Below are 22,793 nucleotides of genomic sequence, written 5' to 3' on the forward strand. Positions count from 1 at the left end.
CTGATCTGTGCCTTCGAGGTAAAGGTCGGCCGGGAATCGGCACTCGGGACGACCTTCGAGAACAGCGGCGAAACTCGTGCCCGAGTCGAACCAGACGTCCAGAATGTCGTCCTCCTTTTCCCAATGCGTGCCCCCGCATTTGGGGCAGGTCAGCCCGGCCGGGATAATGTCTTCCAATGGTGCCTCAAACCAGTGGTCGGCCCCGGTGGGATGAGTGGCGAAACCGTCGACCACGGAGCGGACCCAGTCGGCGTCGAACCAAGCCTGGCCGCAATCCTTGCAAAGCAAGGCGATGATGGGCACGCCCCACATACGCTGTCTTGAGATGCACCAGTCGGGTCGATGTTCGATCATGTTGTGGATACGATCACGGCCCCAAGAGGGTATCCATTCGACCTGATTGTCGATGGCCTCCAGGGCATTTCGGCGCAGATCGTTTTTGTCCATGGAAATGAACCATTGGGTGGTTGCTCGGAAGATGACCGGTTTCTTGCACCGCCAGCAATGGGGATAGGAGTGGGAGATCTTCTCGGAAGCCAGCAAGGCACCCTGTTCCTTCAGGATGTCCATGACCTTCGGGTTGGACTGGAAGACGTTCAGTCCGGCCAGAGGCTCCACCGTAGCCAGGAACCGGCCCTGGTCGTCAAGAGGCGAGAGGACTTCCAGGCCGTAACGCAGGCCGGTCTCGTAGTCTTCCCGGCCGTGGCCAGGGGCGGTGTGGACGCAGCCGGTGCCTGTGTCCAGGCTGACGTAGTCGGCCAGGACCACCGGGGACTTACGGGGGAAAAATGGGTGGTCAGCCACCAGACCTTCGAGGTCCTTGCCGGGGGTCCGGCCGAGGATTTTCGGGTCGGCCCAGTTGAAGCGGGTGGCGCAGGTCTCCAGAAGTTCAGCGGCCAGGATGAATTGTCGCCCGTCGTTCTCGATCAGGACGTACTCGAAATCCGGATGGACGGCCACGGCCATGTTGTCGGGAATGGTCCAGGGTGTGGTGGTCCAGATGACGATGGAGGCCTGTTTGATTTTGGTTTTAGAAAAAATGTCTGAGAGTTTTTGGTCCTTCAGAGGAAAGGCGACATAGATGGACGGTGATGTGTGGTCGGCGTACTCGACCTCTGCCTCGGCCAATGCTGTCTGACAGGAGCAGCACCAGTGGATGGGCTTCAGGTTTCTCTGGACCGAGCCCTGGGCCATGAAGGCGCAGAGTTCTCCGGCCGTGGCCGTCTCGTAGGCCGGGGTCATGGTCATGTACGGGTCGTCCCAGTCGCCCAGAACTCCGAGCTGGCGGAATTCAGAGCGCTGCACGTCGAGCCAACTCAATGCGTATTCCCGGCAGCGCCGGCGAATGTCTAGAGGGGACATTCTGGCCTTGTCGGCCCCGAGCTCCTGCTCGACCTTGTGCTCGATGGGCAGGCCGTGACAGTCCCATCCCGGTATGTAGCGGGCTTGGCGTCCGGTCATGTTCCGATGTTTGACGATGATGTCCTTGAGGATCTTGTTCATGGCCGTGCCCAGGTGGATGTGCCCGTTGGCGTAGGGCGGGCCGTCATGGAGGACGTAGTCGGGCCGGCCCTGGTTGGCTTCGACCATGGACTGGTAGGCGTCGATGGATTCCCAGAATTCGAGCATGACCGGTTCATTCTTGGTCAGGCTAGCCTTCATGGGGAAGATGGTCTGGGGAAGGTTGAGGGTCTTCTTGTAGTCGCTCATGGCCGGGGTAGCCTCCATTGCTCAAGGCGGGTGTTCATGTCGAAATGACCAAATGAATTGGTCAAATTGAAACATGCTCCAGGCGAAGTCAAGAACGGTTTCGCCCGCCCCGGCGGAAGTCCCAGCGGTCTCAGGGAACCGGTTCCTGGATCCCGGCCATCTTGAGGATGTGGATCGGGACCTCGGACAAGGAGTCCACGACCTTGTTGCCGAAGAAGGTCAGATTGACGGGATGGATCGTGCCGTCGCCGTCCGTGTAGGGGCAGATGTTGAAGAATTCGTCGTGTTGCCAGTAGTTCCAGAGGTAGAGGATGTCCCCGTAGGTCCGGCAGCCCCCGATGTCCTGGCCGTAGGGCATTCCATTGATCATGCTGGGAATCGGCGAATAGGGCAGCGGGGCGTCAAGTTTGGGGGGCGGGCCGAAATCGTAGCCGCCCGGCTCGTTGCCAAATGATACGTTGCCGGCCAGGACCACGAAGCGACTGCCTCCGTCGGTATAGAAGACATTGCCACCGGCGGCCGGTCTTTTAGCGAGGGCCACGTTGCCGGCGATCCAGGTTCCGGTATCAAGGGATGTTCCTTGAGCGCCGGTGGTGTAGATGGCTCCGCCGTCCCAGAGTGCCTGGAGAAAACCCTCGATGCGGTTGGAGACGATTCTGTTGCCGGTGGTGGCCGTGGGCGTGTCGAAAAATTCCCAGATGCCCGGATAGGCGTCTGGCAGACCCGGAAAGCTGCCAGGGTCGAGCAGACCCCACCCCCAGCCTAGGGCGATACCGGACCAGGGTACGCCAGTGATGGTGTTGTTCTTGATGGTCGTTCGGGTGGTCGACCCGACAAAGATGGCCGCGGTGTCGACATAGTCTCGCCCGGTTAGCTCGATGAGGTTGTTCTGGACGAGGTTGTCCTTGGTCAGATGGACCTCGGACGGCGGGTGGTGGTCGACTTCCCCGATGCCGCCGATTTGCACGGCCGAGGAGGAAATGTCGGTGAAACGGTTGTTGCGAACGATGAGGCCTTGGCAGCCGGTTCCACAATTCAGGGCCGCGGCCCCGAGGCCTTCGAACACGTTGAAAACGAACTCGATTTTCCGGGCGTAGGTAAAACCGAGGTTTCCCGGGGTGAGGACCAAACGCTCCGCACAGCCCAGGGTGTTGGGCCAGATATGGCCAATGATGTTGGTGGCCTGCCGGCCGACCAGATGGGCGCCGCTCTGGTCGGTCACGTAACCCTGACCACCGCTAGGGCCGAGCCAGGTGGCGTAACGGAAGGTCAGCCCCTGGAAGCGGATGTTGGTCACCGGCTGTTCGGGAGTGCCATGCCCGACGATCAGGGACTCGAGCACGGGCAGCTCGACCTCGGCCCGGGCCAGGTCCTCGCCGTCCCTGGGTAGATAGTAGATCTTCCCAAGGGTCGAATCCATGGCCCATTCGCCGGGCTGGTCAATGAAGGACAGGCTGTTCTCGAACCGGGCCACCTGCCAGAAGCTCCAGAGCCCGGGACCGAACACACCAGGTCGAAGAGGGTCTTCGGAGAGAAAGGTGTTGGCGTTGGTCCAGGCCGGCTCCTTCATGATCAAAAGGCCGCTCCCCTGCTCGTCCGTAGACTGGACGGATTCCACTCCGCAGATCATCATCTTCCACTGGGAAACGAGAACGGCGTCAATTTCGGCCGGGTTGTTCCACAGGGCCGGGAAGGCCCAGGCCGGATCATTGTAAGTGGTGAAGGCGTAGCGGATGCCCATGCGGCCCTTGGGCAGGAAGCTGGTCGGATAGTCGGTGGTTGCCGCCCGGACAGCTCGCTGGCCGTTGACGAAGAGTTGTCTGGACCTGATGCCGGGAGGAATATCCGCGACCTGGATATTTCCGTGGCCATCCAGCGATCGCCATCCCTGGACGGGGATGGACCCGCAGACAACGGGCCTGTGGCCGGATGCGGCCTGCCAAACCACATGATGGGAGTTCCGGCCGGAATCGCGACCATCCAGTATCAGGGGCTCGGTCAACCGATAGGTTCCTCCGTAGAGATTGACGACAATGTCGGCGTCAAGGTTCGGGCCCACGGTTCGAACCGCGTCCCTGGCCCGGGCCAGGGACTGGAAGGGCGCGTTGGCCGTGCCTGGGTTGGAGTCGTGGCCCGTGGGTGAGATCCAGAACTGGGGCCAGGCTTGGGCCGTCACGGATAGAATGAGGGTCGCGAAGATTGCCAGGATGAGACTCAGCCCGAAAAAACGGGTGTTGTGGGATGTTCCGGTCATGGAATGTTCCCGGGCTCAAGCCCTGTTGATTTTTTGAAGGACTACTCACTCTTTAGCCCCGACCATGGATCAATGCAAGGAGGGCGAGGGCCGAAAATCGAAGGCTTGAGTTTCACCTGCCCAGCGGCTAGTGAGGTCCGGACCAATCATCATTATCAACACACGGAAGGAAGAATGAGCAAGCACGAGCATGGGTTCGAATTGGTGGAAGAACGGCAGATTAAAGAAATCCATTCCCTGGCCAGGCTCTACCGGCATTTCAAGACCGGGGCCCGAGTTTTGTCCGTTCAGAACGACGATCCGAACAAGGTTTTCGGCATCACCTTCCGGACCCCGCCTAAAGACTCGACCGGAGTGGCACATATCCTGGAGCATTCGGTCCTGTGCGGTTCGAGGCGCTACCCGGTCAAGGAACCATTTGTCGAACTCCTCAAAGGATCATTGCAGACTTTTCTGAATGCCTTCACCTATCCGGACCGGACCTGCTATCCGGTGGCCAGCCTGAACGAGCGGGATTTTCGAAATTTGACCGACGTCTACCTTGATGCGGTCTTTCATCCCAGAATCACTCCGGAGATCTTCCGCCAGGAGGGTTGGAGGTATGAACTCGACGGGGAGGGAAAGGCCTTGTCCATGCAGGGCGTAGTCTTCAACGAGATGAAGGGGGTCTATTCCTCCGCCCCAAGCCTTTTGGGCGAGACATGTCAGCGGTCCCTGTTCCCGGACACCCTCTATGGCCTGGATTCCGGAGGTGATCCGGAGGTCATTCCGACTTTGACCTACGAGGACTTCAAACGATTTCACGAGACCTATTACCATCCTTCCAACAGCTGGATCTTCTTCTACGGCGACGACGACCCTGACGAGAGACTGAAGCTCCTGGTCGAATATTTGGACGAGTTCGAGGCATTGGCCGTGGATTCAAATATTCCCCTTCAGAGTCCGATCCCTTGTCCGGTTAGGGTTGTCAGACCCTACCCAGCCGGTGAGGAGCAGGGTGAACCCAAGAGCATGGCATGTTTGAACTGGCTTCTGCCCGAGATCGTCGAGGCCGAGGTCGGCCTGGCATGGGGTGTGCTTGGGTATCTGCTGGTGGCCATGCCCGGATCGCCCCTGCGCCGGGCCCTGATCGAGTCGGGTCTGGGCGAGGATCTTGTCGGCGAGGGCCTGGAGACGGATTTGCGGCAGATGAGCTTTTCCACCGGCCTGAGCGGAGTCCGACCCGGAGACGAGGACAAGGTCCACGACCTGATTCTGGATACCCTGACCCGAGTGGCTCGGGAAGGGTTCGAGCCTGAATTGGTCGAGGCCGCCCTGAACAGGATGGAGTTCGCCCTGCGGGAGAATAACACCGGGTCTGCCCCGAGGGGCCTGGTTGTCATGCTTCGAGCCATGAAAGCCTGGATCTACGACCGCGGGCCATTCCTCTTTTTGGAATTCGAACCGGCCCTCGAACGGCTCAAGTCGAGACTGGCCTCCGGGGAGCCTGTGTTCCGAGATCTGGTGGCCCGGTATCTTTTGGACAACGAGCACCGCAGCTTCGTCGTCATGGAACCCGACACGGCCTTTGAGACGCTCAGGGCCGCCCGGGACCGGGAGCGCCTGGACGCCGTTCTGCAAGGCATGACCCTCGAGGTCCTTGAGGCGGTCAAAGACGAGCAGGCCCGTCTTAAGGCCTTTCAGGAAACCCCGGACAGGCCCGAGGACCTGGCCAGGATTCCCTTTCTCAAGCGTTCGGACATCAATCCGGCCATCAGGACGGTTCCTCACGAGATTCTTCATCTCGACGGCGTCGAGATCCATCGCCACGCCCTGGAGACCAACGGCATCGCCTATCTCGGTCTGGGGCTGGACATCGGGGCCGTGCCCGAACACCTGCTGTCCCTTCTGCCCATCTATTGCCGGGCCATTCTGGAGATGGGCAACGGCCTTGAGGACTATGTCCGGTTCAGCACGCGCATCCGGCGCAAGACCGGGGGGCTGTCGGCTGGGCCCCTGGTAGTGGCCCTGCGCGGTAAAGACCGTTGCCGCGGGCTGTTCATGCTTCAGGGAAAGTCCACGGGTGACAAGGTCGGGGACATGATCGGGATCATGGCTGATGTCCTGCGGGGAACCGATTTTGACGACAAGGCCAGGCTGACCCAGATTGTTTTGGAGGAGAAGGCCGGTCTGGAGCAGTCCCTCGTGCCCTATGGTCACGCCGTCGTCCTGAACAGACTCAATTCCTGGTTTGGGGAGGCCAATTGGTTGGGTGATAGGTTTAACGGGCTTGAGTATCTGTTCTATCTTCGTAGTCTGGCGAACCGACTGGATTCGGACTGGCCCGGAGTCTTGGACGATCTCTGCAGACTACGGAACGTTCTCCTGAATAGGAAGAACATGATCGTCAACGCGACCATGCCTGATTCCCTCTGGGATCGGACAGTGGCGCCCCTGTACGACCTTGTCGGGTCCATTCCTGAGGTTTTGTCCCACCCCCGGGAATGGCCGGGAGCCGGCCCGGCCGTGTCCGAGGCCTTGATCGTGCCCTCCCAGGTCAACTACGTGGGGCGCGTCCTGCCCCTTGACGATGGAGGGGACGACAACCACGGGGCCATTCAGGTGGCCATGAACATTCTCAAGACCTCTTGGCTCTGGGAGCAGGTCCGGGTTCGCGGTGGGGCCTATGGAGCTTTTTGTGGGTATGACCGGATCATGCGGATCATGACCTGCGGATCGTATCGGGACCCGAACATCAAGCGCACGGTGGAGGCCTTTGCCGGGAGCGCCGCGTTTTTGACCGGCCGGGGCCTTCCTGTCGAGGAACTCGACAAGGCCGTCATCGGGACCATCGGAGATCTGGACGCCCCCAAGTTTCCCGACGCCGAGGGCCTGGCCGCAACCTTGCGGTATCTGAGCGGGTTTAGGGACGAGGATCGGCAGAGGACTCGGGATCAGGTTCTTGCCGTCTCCATGGAGGACCTGGCCCGGTTCGGCCGATCCATGGCCGATTCCGATCGCCTGGCGGTGGTCTCGGTCCTGGGCTCGGCCCGGGCCGTGGATCAGGCCGAAGCTGAAGGCCTCGGGTTCGAGCGGAGGATCAATCTGCTCTGAGGACGTATGCCTCCAGGGATCAGGGCCTGTACGGCAGGGTGCTGCATGACGGATCTCGCTTGCGGAGGAAGCGACTACGCCGCCGACGAACACCGTGCGAGGGTCGATTTCATCGGCCCAGACCGTCGAACGTGTCGCGAACAGCCTGCGCATCAAGGGCTTGTGAGACAAATGAATACCCCGGAAGGCTCGTTTGGCCTTCCGGGGTATTCCGTCAGATGGTGGATGCGGAATCCGGATTACAGGGCGAGGATTTTCTTGGCGGTTTCGTCGTTGGCGTCGGATACGTGCGGGATTCCGGTTTCCCTGGCTGTTTCCCGATTGCCTGAAAGCAGGTCATCTCGTGAAATCCGGTTCACGGAAAACTTGCGGGCTCCGGCCATGAGCTGCTGTAGGCCGCAAGCCAGCTTGTCCGCCAGGGTCCAGAAGGCTATGGCCCCGTAGGGGATGTTCTTCATTTCCTTCTTGCCGACCTTTTCCTGGACATCATAGTACCCGGCGAAGATCTGCTCTGGGCTGTTCCCGATGTCTTGGACGGTTTTAGGCAACTGCTCCCAGTTGCCGAAGATTTTTTCGCGGCGTTCGGGATGAATCGCGCCTTCGATATTGGTTCCGACAAAGCCGGGGATCATGATGGCTCGGCCCATGCAGATCAGTTTGGTGAACGGGGCGCCCAGGGCCAGGGCCTTGAAGATATGGTCCTCGGTGGCAAACCCGCCGGCAAAGGACAAGTCCACGACTTCCAGGCCGCTGGCCGCCAGGATGGAGGCGTATTCATGGGCCTTGGCGTGCAGGATGATGGACGGTACGCCCCAGCTCTGCATCATATTCCAAGGGCTCATGCCGGTGCCGCCGCCGGCACCGTCGATGGTCAGTAGGTCGAGCTTGGCCTCGGTGGCGAACTTGATGGCCATGGCCAGTTCCTCCATGCCGTAGGCTCCGGTCTTCAGGGAAATCCTCCGCACCCCGAGGCTTCGCAGGTAATCAACGCTTTTCATGAAATCTTCGCGGACCTGCTCGACCTTGCCGAGATTGGTGCCCCCCAGGCGACTGTGCCGGGCAAAGGAGGTGATGGCGCCTTTTTCAAAGGCCGCCTGAACCCATTTCTCTTCCGGATCGGGGTCCACGATGTAACCGCGATTTTTCAGGAATTTCGCGTAATCCAGGCTTGAGACTTGGATTTCTCCGCCGATGTCCTTGGCACCCTGGCCCCATTTTAGTTCGATGATGCACTGGTCACCGTATTTTTGGGAGACATATTCGGCCACGCCGTTGCGGGTGTCCTCCACGTTCATCTGGACGATTATCGCCCCGTGATCACCGTTGTACCGTGTATAGCCGGCAATACGCCGTTCCGGTTCCGGGGCCTTGCTGATTTTACCTTTTGATATCAAAGAATTGCGGTCCACTCCGACCACGTTTTCGCCGATCACAACGGGAATGCCCACCAGGGCCGCGCCGATGGCAAAAGCATTCCAGTATTTTTCGGCGATAAAGGTTGACCCGAGGGCGCCGGTCATCAATGGAATCCGTGCTTTGGTCTAGACCTCCCGGCCAAAGGCGGTTTCCAGACTGACGTTGGGGAAGATGCAGTCGTCCGGATCCGTGGACAGACCTGGGGCCACGCCCTGGACACCGTAGACACGTCCCTGGATGCGAAGTGAATTGTAGGAAACCCCGACATGGGTGGTGTTGTTGGCCCCGGCGGTGACTAGGCCGAAGCTTCTCGGGTAGAGCAGCGAGCGGCCCACCAGGCTGGACATGAAGGTTTCGCACTTGCCCTGGCAGTCTGCCCGACACAGCGTGCACAACCCGGATTCCGCCGGATTGCCCCGATTGTTGGTTCCAAGCACGTCGTTGGCTTTTGAAAAGCGCATGTCACTCATGATCCTTTTTTCTCCTTGAAGAATTGAAGGGGCGGGGAAAAGGACCTTCGTTCATGGCCTGGAGCCGCAAACAAAAAAAGACGTCCTGTCCCCGGTAGTAAACACCTGCGGGCAAGACGTCTTTGTCTCGCAACGGTTTTGCGTCGAAGCTTCAGTGCGTGTCGGAATTATCGCACAAACGCTTTGGCTACATCGTATGTCTAGAAATCCCACTTCACGCCGTTGTGTTGTGGTATGGGCGTCAATATCTTTAAATTCGCAAATTTGTCAATAAGAATCCTACAATTTTGTCGTATGACTTAATAACTATTTTTTATTATTCAATAAATTTCCTCAGAAAGCAAGATGGCCTCGGCAATGCCGCGAATGGGTTTTCGAGAATCCATGCTTTTTTTGCGCAGCCACTGATACGCTTCCTCCGCAGACATCTTGGTCCGCCGCATCAAGACATCCTTAGCCCTGTCGACCAATTTCCGCGTTTCCAGCTCCTCCTGGATGACCTTGGTCTTGATCACCAGTTCCGAGTTGTGGATGGCCACCGCGGCCTGGTTGGCAACCGTGGTGATCAGGTTGATTTCCGTGTCCGAAAAATCGTGGAAATCCGAAGTGAAGCAATTCAAAACGCCGATCACCTGGTGATCCTTGAGCAACAGAGGGATGCTGGCCAAGGATTTGAGTCCGAGCTTTTTGGCCATCTCTTTTTCCTTGAACAGCGACTCGGCCAAAACATCGCGGATGATCAGCGGGATCTTACGTGAGGCCACGTGGCCGACAACGCCCTCATCTATGTTCAGTTCCCGGTCTTTCAGGTACACCGGCTCGATGGTCTGGGTTGCTTTCAAGCGGATCTTCTTGCCCTTGTCGGTCTCCTCGATCAACCACAAGGAGCAGATTTCGACCCCTGTGACCTTGGCCGTGACCATCACGATCAGGCGGAGAATGTCTTCCAGGTAGAGATCCGAATTGATGGCGCTGCTGATGTCCATCAGCGCCTTGATGATCTTGTCCGTGTCGCCGCTATGTTTTTCACCATCCATGGAGAGTTTCCTTGCGTGTTGCCTTGACGGGCAAAAATTTCGCCGTGAGAAGAGTCGAGATTTCCGCACTGTGCCGGTCTCGGTCAGTTATTCTTTGGCGTGCGGAGGGCTGTCTGTTATGAAGCCAGGGATCGTTGGCGTGGTGAACCACGACCGTTGACAAACATTTCTTGAAAATTGTGCAGTATCGCCTGGGAATTGGCAAGCCGGGCAAGGGGTCGATATCGTGGTTTTTGCTCCAAGATTGTCTTGTCTATATCGAAGGTGACCATAAAGAACGGCAAGCACGGTCGGAGGTGGAGGTCTTTCGGATGGAAATGGAGATGGCCTGTGGCTGCAGATAGTTGAGTGAACCGAAACCCGCAACCAAAAAAACAAAACTCGACGGGAGTCATGAATCAACAAATGTCCAGATCTCGGGGCGACGACATCGTGGAGGGCATGAGGAGGAAGATGCGACGGGCCAGAACGGCCTTGTTTCTGTTGTTCGGAGTGCTGGCGCCTGTTGTGATTGTTTCCGTCGGCCTGGAACAGGGCGTGGAACGAGCTAGGTTCGTTATTGGGCCTGCGGCTCTGATTGTTCTCATGGCCATTGGGGGGCTCTTCGGCATGTTCAAGGTTCTGGAAAATCGTTTGATCGAAGGTGTTCGAATCATGAACCGGGTTCGCCCGAGGACCATGGTGGCTCGAAGTTTGGGGCTGAGGGATATAAAGGGTTCGATTCTGGTGGTTCTTTGGCCCGAGGGCAGAACTATGGACAGCCTGTGGTCCGTGGCCATCTTGAAGAACATGGAGAAGCACCCCACATTCCCCCGAAAAGACGTCAAGGTTGCCGTGTATGCCGAGAGTTCCATGACCGAGGCCGAGGTGGTCGTGGATTTGGGAGACAAGGTCATGTGGGGACGGCTGGTGGGTCGCGAGGGTCTGCCGGCGGCCGTCCGGGGCATGAGAAACTTCACGCTGGGGTTGATGGTCTGTTTTCTGATCGGCGGGGCGGTCCTCAACCGGGTCGGCTGGAATGATCTCCAAGGGGCTCGGCAGGAATTAACCCTGGCCCGGGAGAGCCTTTCCTGGCCGGGGGCAGAGGGGAAGATCGTTTCTTCGACAGTCCAGAAGGTCCGCATTTCCAAGGGCAAGACCTCCGTACCCGGGTGCGTGGCCCGGGTCCATTACACCTATTCGGAATCGGATCGGATCTTCGAGGGAAACCGGTTTTTTTTCGGCCATGGACCGTCCGAGGACTGCGCGTGGCAAGGGGCCCTGGCCACTCGTTTCAGGGCCGGGGAGATGGTGGAGGTCTATCGCGATCCGCAGCGGCCTTGGCTTTCGACCTTGTTCGGCGGGGACGTGTCCGCCTGTGAGGAGAAGGTCAAGGATGCCATGTACAAGTCGGTTTTCTTCGCCATCATTTGGGCAATGCTTCTTGCCGTTCCTCTGGGCATGCTGATTGTCGGCCGTCAACGCTGGATGGCGGTCCGGGCCATGGGGCTAACAGGGTAGATGCAGGATTCAAATTGTTTTTCTCAATAAATGCAATCCTATCGGCAATCGGTTCATATGCGCCGAAAACAAGAGGCCCTTTAGTGCCTCTTGTTTTCGGCGGGAATCGATGGGCGCTGATTTCGTCATCCGGCGGCGGGCATCGGAACGATACGTCGATTCTCGTCCCAGATCTGTTCGGACTTGGGGGTAAGGGGGATGTACTGGAACCACTTGTGGCCGGCCATGTGGTCCGGGTCCATCTGCAGAACACGGCTGTGGTAGAGGATGGGCGGGACGATCTCCTTGATGTCGCCGGCCAAGTCCTTGGCCGTGGCGTAGTTGGCGGCCTGAATGGCCAGGTCCACGGACTTCTGGCTGTACTGCTGAGACCGGGCCAGGGTGTCCAGGGCCTTGGTGGGGTTGTGGAAGCCGACGCTGTTCTCGGCCGAGACGAGATCCCAGAAGAACTGGCCCTTGCGGCACATTTCCCGGGCCTCGATCATGAGTTGGTCGTAGTTCTCGGGCCTGGGTCCCTCATACTCGTCGGCCAGGCGGATGGCCTCGTGGGCCTTGACCGAGATGTCCTGGGCGGCCATGAGCTGGCCCCAGACCTTGTCCTGGGTGTAGATGACCCGCGCCTTGAGATAGTCGGGCGACTTGTCCGTGTGGCACTGACGGCAGGCCTTCATGTCCGGGTCCTTCAGGGGCGAGGTCCAGTGGTGGTTGGACATCTTCTTCTTGCCGTCCAGACGGACGTAGCTCATGTGGCAATCGGAGCAGGAGACCCCGGCCGCGCCGTGGACGCCGTTGTACCAGGTCTCGTATTCGGGATGCTGGGCCTTGAGCATGGGCGTCTTGGACACGGGATGGACCCAGTCCACGAAATTACCCTCGAAGCCCGGCGTGGTCGTGTCGCCGTGGGTCTTGTAGTAGGCGTACATGTCCTCGGGGTCCTTGCCCTCGGCCCACGGGAAGACCGGCTTCTTGGCCGGTCCGAAGCCCTTGTCCTGGAAATAGTATTCCACATGGCACTGGCCGCAGACCAAGGCCCGCTGCTCGTTTCTGGGCAGGGTCTTGAAGTCCTTGCCCTCGGCTTTGAGATGGTCCTGCAGGGGCACTGAGTAGAGGCGCAGAGTCATGTCGGCCGGGTCGTGGCAGTTGGCGCAGCCGATGGTGTTCTCCTCCAGATCGACCTGGGTCCGGAACTCGTTGAAGTCCTTGGCCCAGAAGTCGTCCCCGTACTCCTTGGTCCACTCGAGCATCTTGGCCCCTTTGCAGTTCCAGCAGGTGGAGGGCAGGCCGGCCTTTTCGGCGTAGCGGTTCAGGCGGTCGATGTGCAGGATGTCCCGCATGGCGTGAGTGTGGCCCCGGGCGGCCCGGTACTCGTAGCTGAAGGGGTAGCCCAGCCAGAGGTTCTTCAGATAGGGCTGGGCGTGTTTGTAGCCCTCGGGCAGGGGGTTGACGTCGTCGTTCTTGTTGTAGGGCACGGATCCGCCGTACTCGGTCATGGTCTCGGATTCGTCGTTCCTGAGATAGGTCTCGTAGTGGAGGGGAAACTCGGCCTTGAAGGGCGTGTTGCGAATCTCGTCGGACGAGAGCTTGGTCTTGAAGACGGGGGTCTGGGGGTCGGAATAGTCCGAACACCCGGCCAAGGCCAGGGCCAGGCCCATGGCCAGCACAGTGATCAGTCGGCGCGTGCTAAGCATCGGCGGCACTCCTCTTGGCTACTGGGATTTTGGGCATATGGGGAACGTGACGATGGCAGTCGGTGCAATAGGCCTTGCTCTCCATGACCACGGTGGATGTGGTCGCGCCATGGCAGCGGCGGCAGTTGGCCTGGGTGATCTCCCTGGTTTCCTCCCCGGGGTGGATGAGATCGGGAATGGAACTGGTCACGGTGACGAAGATGTCACGGGTGCCCTCTTTGGTCTTGAACGGGATCTTGACCAGCAGGTTGTGGGGGGCGTGGCATTCATTGCAGGCCAGATCGGCGTGTACCGAGCGTTTGTGGGTCAGGGCGGCCTCGGACATGGAATGGCAACTCCCGCAGAACATGGCCTGGTCGGTGGTGGTCATGGCTAGGGCCACTCCGACCGTGAGCAGGCCGCCGACAACGGTCCATGCCAGGGCATAACGCCATTTGCGTCCTCCTGGATCATACTTGGATGCGTGCATAATCCCTCCCTTCCTGGATTGTATCCGCCGCGGCGGTGACGTCGGCCCTGCCAACATCAGGTTCACGAGCAAGCGGCGGATGGTCTTGGAGCGTTTATATAATGGCCACAGAAAGGAGACCGAGGCAAGCCGGTTTTTACACCCCATGATCCGACACCGGAAAAACGGGCGCTTTTTGGTTTGGTCTATCGAGTCAGCGGATTTTCGGGCAGATTGCACGATCGATCATCAACTTGTACGAAAGCCAGAACAATCACATCGGGAGGCGAGTATGAGAGATCGGCAGCGGGTATGGATTCCAGTCGTGCTCATGGCGCTTTTGGGGATGTTTTTCGAAGCCTGGGCCGGGGAGCCGCTCAAAACCGGCATTGATTTTTGCATCAACGGCACGAGCCGCATATCCTGCCCGAGTCCAGGGCGGCCCTTTTACGGACAAGACGGCACCTATCGGATGGGCCGGGCCAGATCCTACGCCAAACTCGGAGCGGGAGGCGTGGTTTTGCCCGATTCGTCGATCTCTTGGCTCATGGTCCTTGACGAGACCACCGGCCTGGTCTGGGAGGTCAAGACCGAGGCCAACAAGGCCGACGTCCATCCGTGGTCCGTCGCCAATTCCTATTGCGACACTCTGAGCCTGGGAGGGTATTCCGACTGGCGTTTGCCAACAATGCGCGAACTTTCCACCCTGGCCGATATCGGCCTCGCCTTTCCCGGGCCGACCATCGATACAGGCTTTTTCCCCCATTGTCGCGGTTCATGGTACTGGTCGTCCACGCCCTATGTCGGGAACACCGATTACGCTTGGTCCATGGTTTTTTTCGACGGCTACGCGAACTACAACAATCTCTACGTCAATCTCCATGTCCGGGCCGTGCGGGCAGGGCCGCCCGAGGGATTGGGCCGCTTTGACGACAACGGAGACGGCACGGTGACAGACCCTGCCACGGGCCTTTCATGGCAGAAGGCCACCATGCGGAAAGGCCCCACGGAGTCTTTCACCTGGGAGGAGGCCCTGGACGCCTGCGAGAATCTGGGCCTGGCCGGATATATGGACTGGCGGCTGCCCAACCGCAACGAACTCCAGTCCTTGGCCAGGTATTGGCGGAACACCCCGGCCATCGATCCGGACCAATTTCCGGACACCTTAGACGAACCGTACTGGACATCCTCCCCCTATACCGGCTTGGCCACGGCCGCCTGGTTTATCGGTTTCGGCGACGGTAACATGGGCGGCAAGACCGTGGAGGCCAAGTTTCGGGTCCGGGCGGTGCGCGGCGGCAAAGGCCAGGGCTTTTATTCTCCGCCCGACAAGATCATTCTTCTCCACGATTGACTCCGGCCGACGATTCGTTCCGCCCGGCTGGATACGTTTCGACCATGTTTTTTATCGTGGGGAAGGAGGAATGAAGTCGGCCAGGGCCGAAAGGACGAATATGTTCAGGTCGTCGGTGGAATGGCGGTAGCGGGCCTCGATTTCCTTGAGATAGAGGGGATGGGAGGCCGGACGGGGGCAGCGGTAGTGGTCGAACCAGCGGTTCAGGTGGTCGAAGAATCGGGTGCGCGATTCAATGGCCAGGGGCTTGCTCCTGAATTTTTCGGCGAAGGTTTGGCGGGCCTGGCAGCAGCAGGCAAAGGCCAGGGCCGTGCGGCCCTGGAAAGGATCGGACAGGACCAGCGACCAGATGGATTTCAGATGGAGGGGAAAGCCGAACACGTCCCTGGCCATGATGCCGGGAAACAGGTCGACAGAAACGTTCTCGTCGTCGACGGTGATGCCCAGAACCGGGGAGCGGCAGACATGGCAGGATGGTCTGGTCTCGTGGCCGTGGACATCCGGGCAGAAGGTCACGAGTTCGCCCTGTTCGTCCAGGAGGGATCGGCAGCCGCGGTCGCGGGTCAGCAGGGCCAGACGGATGACGGTATACGCCTTGAGGACCGTGGCCCCGTTTAGGCCCAGATCATGGGCCGCGTGGTCAGGGTGGGTGCCGGCGGCGAAATCCGCGGCCAGGGCCAACCAGTATTCAGGCGGAATCTTGCATCGGCCGAGCCAACGTCCGGTGAAGCGGCGGAAGGTGTGGCGGCAGGACCGGCAGCGCCAGCGGTCATCGGACAGGGTGTAGGCTTTGGTGTGGCCGCAACGGGGGCAGACCGGGCCGGTCCGCCCCCAGCACAATTCCTGGAAAAAGGCGGCGGCCCGGTCTGAAGAAACGGGAAGGCCGGGCGGCTGCGGGGTCGACGCTGGACTCATATGGGCGGAGCGATGGTCACCAGCACCTGGAGCTGGGTTGAGGCTCGGATGCCGTGGGGCTCCTCAATGTCCGAGATCATCACCTCCCCGGCTTTGGCCGGGATGGTGCCGTCCTTGGTTAAAAATTCCCCTTCGCCCCGGACCACGGTCAGAGCCACCTGGCCCTCGGCCGGGTGGGAATGGATGGGGATCTGCTGGCCCGGGGCTAGGTTGAAGCACAGGTACTTGAAATAGGGCGAATCGTGGAGCAGGACCCGCTTGGGCTCGATCTCGGCCCCTTTTCCGTCCCAGGCAAAGCTCGCGGTCTTCATGCGACTGCCTCCATGGGTTTGAGGTTTGGCTCATGGACGACTCGTCCGGCCGTGGACAGGGTGGTCACGGTCAGGGGGATGTTCCGGTCCCGGGCGGCCACCTCGAAGGCCCGGACGATGCCCCGGCAGCAGGGAACCTCCATGCGCAGGATTTCCACCGAATTCGGTCGGGCCGCAGTCAGAATGGCGTCCAGACGCTGGATCATGTCCGCCGGGTCGTCGAACTTGGGGCAGGCCATGAGCAGGACCCGGCCCTTGAGGCGGGCGTGGAAGTCGGGCGCGGCGGCCACGGAGCAGTCCGCAGCCAGGAGGATGTCGGCTCCGGCCAGAAAGGGGGCCGTGGGCGGGACGAGGCGAAGCTGGACGGGCCAGGTGGGCAGGGGTCCGGTCTGGCTCCGGGAAACGTTGGCGGTCTGGCAGGAGGCCGGGGCGGCCGGCGGGGTCTGGGACATGGCCCGGACGTGCTCGTGGGCGGCCTGTTCGTCAAAGGGGTCGGTTTCCTTTTTGACGACCGTGAGAGCCCCCTTGGGGCAATGGCCCAGGCAGGCCCCCAGGCCGTCGCAGAAACGGTCGGCCACGACGCGGGCCTTGCCGTCGACAATGGCCAGGGCCCCTTCGGCGCAGGAGGGGATGCAGGCCCCGCATCCGTCGCAGAGATCCTCGTCGATGAAAATGATGTCTCGCAGCATGGTGGTTTCCGTTGGGTTGGACATGACGCTGGGGCACGGCGGGCCGGGTCCCAGCGATTTCGGGTTTTCCTAGCTCAGAATGGCCTTCAGATCCTCGTCGGGAGTGGTTATGGGCATGATGTTGTAGCTCTTGACCAAGACGTCCAGGACGTTGGGGCTCAAAAAGGCCGGCAGGCTGGGCCCGAGGCGGATGTTCCTGATGCCCAGGTGCAACAAGGTGAGCAGAATAGCCACGGCCTTCTGCTCGTACCAGGACAGGACCATGGACAGAGGCAGGTCGTTGACCCCGATCCCGAAGGCCTTGGACAGGGCCACGGCGATCTGGATGGCCGAGTAGGCGTCGTTGCACTGGCCGACGTCCAGAAGCCTGGGGATGCCGCCGATGTCGCCGAGCTTCTTGTCGAAGAAGCGGAACTTGCCGCAGGCGAGCGTCAAAACGACGCAGTCTTCGGGCACCTTTTCCACGAACTCGGTGTAGTAGTTGCGGCCGGGCTTGGCCCCGTCGCAGCCGGCCACCAGGAAGAAGTGACGGATCTTGCCGGCCTTGACGGCGTCGATGACCGTGCCGGCCACGCCCATTACGGCGTTCCTGGCGAATCCAACCATGACCGAGCCCTTGTCCGTGTCTGCGGCGAACCCGGGGAGTTCCTGGGCCTTGGCGATGACCGGCCCGAAGTCCCTGGAACCGTCCTCCGCGGCCTGGATGTGGGCGATACCGGGCCAGCCGACCAGGCCGGTGGTGAAGATGTTGTCCTGGTATTTGGGCCCGGGCTTCTGGATGCAGTTGGTGGTCATGAGGATGGCCCCGGGGAACTCGGCGAACTCTTTCTGCTGGTTCTGCCAGGCCGTGCCGTAGTGACCGTAGAAATGCCCAAACTTCTTGAGTTCCGGATAGCCGTGGCAGGGGAGCATCTCGCCGTGGGTGTAGATGTCGATGCCCGTTCCCTCGGTCTGCTCGAGAAGCATGCGCAGATCCTTCAGATCGTGTCCGGAAACGAGAATGGCCTTGCCCTTCCTGACCCCCAGGGGCACGGAGGTGGGCACGGGGTGGCCGTAGGTTCCGGTGTTGGCGGCGTCCAGAAGCTCCATGGCCTTCAGGTTCACCTCGCCGCATTTCAGGACCAGGCCGACCCAGTCGTTCAGGGAGAGATCCTGCCGCAGGGTGGCGGCCAGGCCCTCGTGGATGAAGGCGGCCACGGAGTCGTCGTGCTTGCCCAGGATGTGGGCGTGATCGGCATAGGCGGCCACTCCCTTCAGACCGTAGATGAGGGTCTGCTTGAGGGACTTGATGTCCGGGTTGGTCTCGGGATCCTTTTCGATGCCGTGGGCCTCGCCCTGGGCCACAAGGCCGGCCAGGTCCGCGGCCGGGGTGAATGAGGCCGCGGCGGGCAGGCCGGAAAGATCGGCACCCATGTCGGTCAGGGTTTTTTTCAGGGACTCGCGCAGGCGAATGGCCTTGTCGATGAGTTCCTGAAACCGGGCCGGGTCGAAATCGACATTGGTCAGGGTCGAGAACACGGCCTCGGCCGTGAAGGTGTTCACCTCGTGGTCCACCAGGCCTTTTTCCCCGGCCTTTAAGGCCACGGCGGACAGGCCCTTCATGATGTGGATGAGAAGATCCTGCAGGGCGGCCACGTCGGGCTGCTTGCCGCAGACGCCGATCTTGGTGCATCCTTGGCCCTTGGCCGTTTGCTCGCATTGGTAACAGAACATTGGTTTCCTCCTGAGCTGAATGGTTGAGGCCGGGTTCCTTGAACTGCCGACCATTTAGTCGTCTTGACGCCCATAGAAGTACTGATCAGGGTAGCTCGGCGCCTTGACCTGGGTCAAGTCGGACTATTTTTTTTCAATTCGCCGGAGAATTCATGGTCGAAAATGGGCAGGAAACGATGGGGTCGAGGAGTCTGGAACGGGATTTGGCCGGGATCAAGCTGTTTTCGGGTCTGGAACCGGATCAGCTCCGGGCTCTGGCCGGTGTGGCCGTGCGTCGAGGTTTCGAGCGAGGCGAGACTGTTTTTCACGAAGGAGATGCCGGGGCCGTCCTCTATGGCATCGTTTCCGGACTGGTCCGCATCTTCAAGACCTCGCCCATGGGTAGGGAGCACACCCTGCATCAGTTTGGCCCCGGGGAAGCCTTTGCCGAGGTGGTGGTCTTCTCCGGCCATCCCTATCCGGCCACGGCCGAAGTCCTGGAGGACACGGTTCTGGTGGGCATTCCCCGGGAGGGCCTGCGGCGGCTCATCGGCCAGGACCCGGATCTGGCCCTGGCCATGCTGGGGCTTCTCTCCATGCGGCTGGTGGGATTCGTGGTCAAGATCGAGCAGTTGAGTTTGAAGGAAGTCCCGGCCCGGCTGGCCTCGCACTATCTGGTCTTGGCCGGGGACGAGTCCCGGTTGCGTCTGGATATGCCCAAGAATCGGCTGGCCACCTACCTGGGAACCATCCCCGAGACCCTGTCCCGGGTCCAGGCCAAGTTGACCGATGCCGGCCTGGTGGACATCGACGGCCATGGGGTCGAGATCCTCGACCGTCAGGGGCTGGAGGACGTGGCCCTGGGTCTGCGCGGGGTGTAGTCAGGGCAACGCTCACGCCCAGCCTTGAATTTCAAGGTACGGCTTGACTGGAGCGGTCATCATTGTATACGATGTCATACATAAATGACAGGAGAAACGTTATGAGGACAGCAATATCGGTTCGACTCCCCCAAGACCTTGCCGGCCAACTCGACGCCATCGCCAAGGAGACCGACCGCCCCCGGTCCTTCATCATCCAAAAGGCTTTGGAGTCGTACATGGAGGAGTACGCGGACCTCCAGATAGCATTGGACCGGCTACATGACCCGGGCGACGAGATTGTTTCGGCTGAAGAAATGAGAAAGTCCCTTGGCCTATAACATCGTCTACAAGAAGTCCGTCCACCGAGACCTCAAAAAACTGTCGAGGTCCGATGCGAAGCATATTCTCGACCTCATCGAAACGGAATTGACCAACAAGCCCGAGTCCAATCCCGCCCTCAAGGGGCGGTTTGCCGGATTGAGAAAGTATCGAGTCGGCGACTACAGGGTGATTTACGCCGTGATGGATCCGGACATCCTCATTCTCCGGATCGGCAATCGCAAGGATGTGTACAAAAGCGAGATCTGACAAGACGTTGCAGGAAATGCTGGCAGATTGTCGCCCAAACCGAAAGGATCGAGCCGGGGAATTCAGGCCAGTTCGGTCAGGGCCAGGTCCCGTCCTGTGCCGGTCTTGAAGACCTTGCGGATCAGGTTCTTCTTCCGCTCTCCGTCCATTTCCGGATATTCGTCCGGAATGTTCACCAGCCAGTCGGCATCCCAGAGGATGCGGAATTCCAGGGTGTTGATGTCCCTGGCCGAGTGATGGCTGCCCACGATGCGGCAGACGTGCTCGGTTCGTTTCTGGTCCATGCCGAGGCCTTCGAGAATTTTACGGGCGATGGGCGGGCCTTCAATCTCCTGAAAGCGTCCGGCGCTGGACCCGTGCTTGCGTTCGGCCTCCTGGATGCCGATGTCATGGAGCACGGCCGCGGCCAGGACCGCCTTGGCGTCTCCGCCCTCGGCGGCGCGAATCATTTTGGCCCAGCCCAGGACGGTCAGGGCATGGTCGATGCGGCGTGTGTCCGAACCGAAGGTTTGGCGCATGGCCTGGATCAGGGCCTGTTCGAGTTCAGCGTCGTTCATTTCTGTCCTCCTGTCTGGAAATTGTGTAGGCCGATGTTCATATTCTGGCCAGTCCGAGAAAAATGGAATGCAGGGCAATGATCAGGACCAGAAACGCCTGTCTTGCCAGGGGCCAGGGGAAGTTCCAGATTCTTAATTCCAGGGCGTCATGGGGACAGGCGGCCAGGCAGTCTCCGCACAGGGTGCAGGACAGGCCGGGCCGTCCGGCCCGAATGCGGGCCGGGTCCAGAGCCGAGTAGCGGCAGGAACGGATGCAGAGGCCGCAGGACGTGCACGCCTCGTTCATGACCAGCCGCCAGGGCGAAATGCGGCCAAGGGTCGTGGCTGCCAGGCCCACCGGGCACCACAGGTTGCAATGGGCCATGACCCCGAGCCGACTGGACACGAAGAGCATGATCCCGACTCCAAGGAGGCCGAAGGCCAGGGCGGCGGCGATGGCCACAGTCGTTGGCAGGCCAAGGGTTCTCAAGAGCCAGACAATGGTCATGACCATGATCAGGCTCAGGCCCCGGCCGATCCAGTGCCAGGGTCCGAGATGCCGGGGGCTGCCCTTCGCCTGGGAGGCGCATCCAAGATCCCAGGAACCGATGTAGCAGAGATGGCTGCACCAAGCCGGGCCGACCAGAAGCACGGTGGACAGAAAGAGGCCGAGCATGAAGAAGCCGTCGCCCCGGTAGAGGGGACCGGCCAGGATCAGGGCCGGGATGGGCAGATGGATGTCGCCGGTCATGAGCATGCGGTCCAGCCCCAGAAGGCCGAGGCCGAACTGGAGGAAGAAGACAAGGGAAAAACCGCCCCAGATCAGGGGCCGCAACCGCCGGTGGTTCTTCGGGTCCAGCACGGCCTGCCAGACGGTGACGGCGTAGATCCCAAGAGCCAGTATTTCCAGAGGGCCGGACCCGGGCAGGTAGCGTTCGGCCAGGAGCATGGGAAAGGGAACAAGCATTGAAACCAGGCTCAGGGTTCCGACAACGAGGGCGAAGACCGTGCCGCCGCCAAGAGCCGTTTCGGTCCGGCGATGGAACCAGCGCCGTCCCGGTTCTCCCAGGACGAGCCCGAGGGCCAGGAGGATGAAAACCAGGACAAGCCCGAGAATGACGGCCAGCCGAATCCACGGGGCGTCCATGAGCAGGCGGATGTGAATGAGGCCGATGCCGGATCGGGTCCAGAGCAGTGCCCCGAGGCCGAGCGTGACGGCCAGTACGACCTGAACCCAGGCCAGGCGGGCGGCCACCAGGGCCAGGCCGCAAATCAGGGCCGCGGCCAAGCCCCAGAATCCGTTCCGCAGGACATGGGCGGCCAGGAGCAGTAGGGACAGGGAGGCCAGGGCGGGAACAACAAGAACAAGGGCGTTCATGCGAAGGTTTTGTGAATCAAGGCGGGCCAGCGGTCCAGAATGATGTCGGCGATTCTTTGCCCTGGCCGATATGAGGCCACAAGATCTGACAGAAGGGGAGAGAGCAGGGTCTCGACGTCGCAGACGTGCCAGATTCCTGGAATCTCTACGGCCAGGCGGGGGCGACGGCCCAATCGTCCTCCCAGAAGAAGGCGCAGTCCCGACGGGCCGCAAAGGGTTTGGCCTTCCGGGCAGACCCCGATGCATCTCCCGCAGGCCAGACAGAGATTTTCGTCCAGGATAGGGGCCTTGGCTCCGGCTGGAATGGACAGGGCCTGGTCCGGGCAGGATCTGAGGCAAATTCCGCAGCCCGTACATTCTTGGGGAAGCACAGGGCGCATGGCGGCAACAAAGGCAAAGTCTACGATGTGGGGCCTGGAGCAGCCGTTGGGGCAGGCGGCAACAGACAGGCGAAGGCGGGTGTGGGCTCTGGTTGTGGTGGATCGGATTTTGGACAGAAGTGCAGGCCAACCCGAGGCCTTGATCAGGTCGTTCAGCTTGGATGCCAGCCCGGCAATGGGCAGGGCCGAAAATCTGCAGCCATCGGCCGTGGCCCCTCTGCAGACAGCGATTTCAAAAGTTTCTTCGCGAATGATGTTCATGGCCTACCTCTCACCCAAGCTTGCCGGCCTTACCTTGACCCAAGTCAAGGGAGGTGCAGCTCGAAAGAGAAGGTTTTTGGGCTGGACGACCTGAGGTCATGCCGCTAAGAAGCTTCTCGTGCCCGGGTGGCGGAACTGGTAGACGCAAGGGACTTAAAATCCCTCGGCCGCAAGGCTGTACGGGTTCGATTCCCGTCCCGGGTACCAATG

Annotated in this window: 18 protein-coding genes, 1 tRNA gene and 1 pseudogene; 7 read left to right on the forward strand and 13 right to left on the reverse strand. The window is 60.5% G+C overall.

The features are described from left to right. Together EOM25_06355 and EOM25_06360 are read right to left on the reverse strand one after the other, a co-directional pair. Positions 1 to 1,710 (reverse strand): isoleucine--tRNA ligase (locus tag EOM25_06355; protein NCC24807.1); only part of this gene is annotated, 1,710 nt, incomplete at its 3' end. Between the two features lie 130 nt (positions 1,711 to 1,840). Beyond that, a complete protein-coding gene (locus tag EOM25_06360) occupies positions 1,841 to 3,964 on the reverse strand; it encodes a right-handed parallel beta-helix repeat-containing protein (GenBank protein ID NCC24808.1) in 2,124 nt (707 codons plus the stop codon). Positions 3,965 to 4,138: 174 nt separating this feature from the next. Between EOM25_06360 and EOM25_06365 the strand changes: the two genes are divergently transcribed. Beyond that, positions 4,139 to 7,057 carry a peptidase M16 gene (locus tag EOM25_06365; protein ID NCC24809.1) on the forward strand — a complete coding sequence of 973 codons (2,919 nt, stop codon included), beginning with the start codon at positions 4,139 to 4,141 and terminating at the stop codon, positions 7,055 to 7,057. A 239-nt stretch (positions 7,058 to 7,296) separates the two neighbouring features. Here the strand turns inward: EOM25_06365 and EOM25_06370 are convergent. Both EOM25_06370 and EOM25_06375 read right to left on the reverse strand, forming a co-directional pair. After that, positions 7,297 to 8,934, reverse strand: a pseudogene (locus EOM25_06370) (FMN-binding glutamate synthase family protein). 329 nt (positions 8,935 to 9,263) lie between these two features. Beyond that, positions 9,264 to 9,980: an ANTAR domain-containing protein gene (locus EOM25_06375; GenBank protein ID NCC24810.1), complete on the reverse strand. Its 717-nt coding sequence runs from the start codon at positions 9,978 to 9,980 to the stop codon at positions 9,264 to 9,266. Positions 9,981 to 10,373: 393 nt separating this feature from the next. On the opposite strand from EOM25_06375, the gene EOM25_06380 reads away from it, so the two are divergent. Next, the gene (locus EOM25_06380; protein NCC24811.1) at positions 10,374 to 11,480 is read left to right on the forward strand and encodes a DUF3592 domain-containing protein; all 1,107 of its coding nucleotides are present in this window, start codon (positions 10,374 to 10,376) and stop codon (positions 11,478 to 11,480) included. A gap of 125 nt (positions 11,481 to 11,605) precedes the next feature. On the opposite strand, the gene EOM25_06385 is transcribed toward EOM25_06380, so the two are convergent. Both EOM25_06385 and EOM25_06390 read right to left on the reverse strand, forming a co-directional pair. After that, positions 11,606 to 13,168, reverse strand: a complete 1,563-nt coding sequence (locus tag EOM25_06385) for an ammonia-forming cytochrome c nitrite reductase subunit c552 (GenBank protein NCC24812.1) — start codon at positions 13,166 to 13,168, stop codon at positions 11,606 to 11,608. Next, positions 13,161 to 13,637, reverse strand: coding sequence for a 7-cyano-7-deazaguanine reductase (locus EOM25_06390; protein ID NCC24813.1), 477 nt, complete (start codon positions 13,635 to 13,637; stop codon positions 13,161 to 13,163). The genes EOM25_06385 and EOM25_06390 overlap by 8 nt, the downstream gene beginning before the upstream one ends. Between EOM25_06390 and EOM25_06395 the strand changes: the two genes are divergently transcribed. Continuing rightward, entirely contained in the window at positions 13,624 to 14,970 is a 1,347-nt protein-coding gene (locus tag EOM25_06395; protein ID NCC24814.1) for a DUF1566 domain-containing protein, read from the forward strand. The genes EOM25_06390 and EOM25_06395 overlap by 14 nt on opposite strands. Positions 14,971 to 15,021: 51 nt before the next feature. On the opposite strand, the gene EOM25_06400 is transcribed toward EOM25_06395, so the two are convergent. From EOM25_06400 to EOM25_06415, 4 genes are all read right to left on the reverse strand, one after another. Further along, entirely contained in the window at positions 15,022 to 15,885 is an 864-nt protein-coding gene (locus tag EOM25_06400) for a transposase (GenBank protein NCC24815.1), read from the reverse strand. After that, the gene (locus EOM25_06405) at positions 15,882 to 16,196 is read right to left on the reverse strand and encodes a cupin domain-containing protein (GenBank protein ID NCC24816.1); all 315 of its coding nucleotides are present in this window, start codon (positions 16,194 to 16,196) and stop codon (positions 15,882 to 15,884) included. The genes EOM25_06400 and EOM25_06405 overlap by 4 nt, the downstream gene beginning before the upstream one ends. After that, a complete protein-coding gene (locus tag EOM25_06410) occupies positions 16,193 to 16,885 on the reverse strand; it encodes a 4Fe-4S dicluster domain-containing protein (protein NCC24817.1) in 693 nt (230 codons plus the stop codon). The genes EOM25_06405 and EOM25_06410 overlap by 4 nt, the downstream gene beginning before the upstream one ends. A gap of 69 nt (positions 16,886 to 16,954) precedes the next feature. After that, complete coding sequence (locus EOM25_06415; protein ID NCC24818.1) at positions 16,955 to 18,598, reverse strand: hydroxylamine reductase; 1,644 nt, start codon at positions 18,596 to 18,598, stop codon at positions 16,955 to 16,957. Positions 18,599 to 18,774: 176 nt separating this feature from the next. Here EOM25_06415 and EOM25_06420 point away from each other — a divergent pair, with 176 nt between their 5' ends. The 3 genes from EOM25_06420 (at position 18,775) to EOM25_06430 (ending at position 20,028) form a co-directional block, all read left to right on the forward strand. Continuing rightward, on the forward strand, positions 18,775 to 19,458 hold the full coding sequence (locus EOM25_06420; protein NCC24819.1) for a Crp/Fnr family transcriptional regulator: 684 nt from the start codon (positions 18,775 to 18,777) through the stop codon (positions 19,456 to 19,458). 101 nt (positions 19,459 to 19,559) lie between these two features. Further along, positions 19,560 to 19,778 (forward strand): ribbon-helix-helix protein, CopG family, encoded by a 219-nt coding sequence (locus EOM25_06425; protein NCC24820.1) that lies wholly within the window; start codon positions 19,560 to 19,562, stop codon positions 19,776 to 19,778. Continuing rightward, positions 19,768 to 20,028 (forward strand): type II toxin-antitoxin system RelE/ParE family toxin, encoded by a 261-nt coding sequence (locus tag EOM25_06430; protein NCC24821.1) that lies wholly within the window; start codon positions 19,768 to 19,770, stop codon positions 20,026 to 20,028. The genes EOM25_06425 and EOM25_06430 overlap by 11 nt, the downstream gene beginning before the upstream one ends. Before the next feature lie 62 nt (positions 20,029 to 20,090). Here EOM25_06430 and EOM25_06435 read toward each other — a convergent pair whose 3' ends face one another. Genes EOM25_06435 through EOM25_06445 form a run of 3 tightly spaced genes read right to left on the reverse strand, consistent with a single transcriptional unit; the run spans position 20,091 to position 22,583 of the window. Then, positions 20,091 to 20,585 carry an HD domain-containing protein gene (locus EOM25_06435; GenBank protein ID NCC24822.1) on the reverse strand — a complete coding sequence of 165 codons (495 nt, stop codon included), beginning with the start codon at positions 20,583 to 20,585 and terminating at the stop codon, positions 20,091 to 20,093. Positions 20,586 to 20,622: 37 nt separating this feature from the next. Next, entirely contained in the window at positions 20,623 to 21,942 is a 1,320-nt protein-coding gene (locus EOM25_06440; GenBank protein NCC24823.1) for a 4Fe-4S ferredoxin, read from the reverse strand. Further along, entirely contained in the window at positions 21,939 to 22,583 is a 645-nt protein-coding gene (locus EOM25_06445; GenBank protein ID NCC24824.1) for a 4Fe-4S dicluster domain-containing protein, read from the reverse strand. The genes EOM25_06440 and EOM25_06445 overlap by 4 nt, the downstream gene beginning before the upstream one ends. 120 nt (positions 22,584 to 22,703) lie before the next feature. On the opposite strand from EOM25_06445, the gene EOM25_06450 reads away from it, so the two are divergent. Next, positions 22,704 to 22,790, forward strand: a tRNA-Leu gene (locus EOM25_06450). Positions 22,791 to 22,793: the final 3 nt, after the last annotated feature.

This window comes from Deltaproteobacteria bacterium (assembly GCA_009929795.1).
Classification (GTDB): domain Bacteria; phylum Desulfobacterota; class Desulfovibrionia; order Desulfovibrionales; family Desulfomicrobiaceae; genus RZZR01.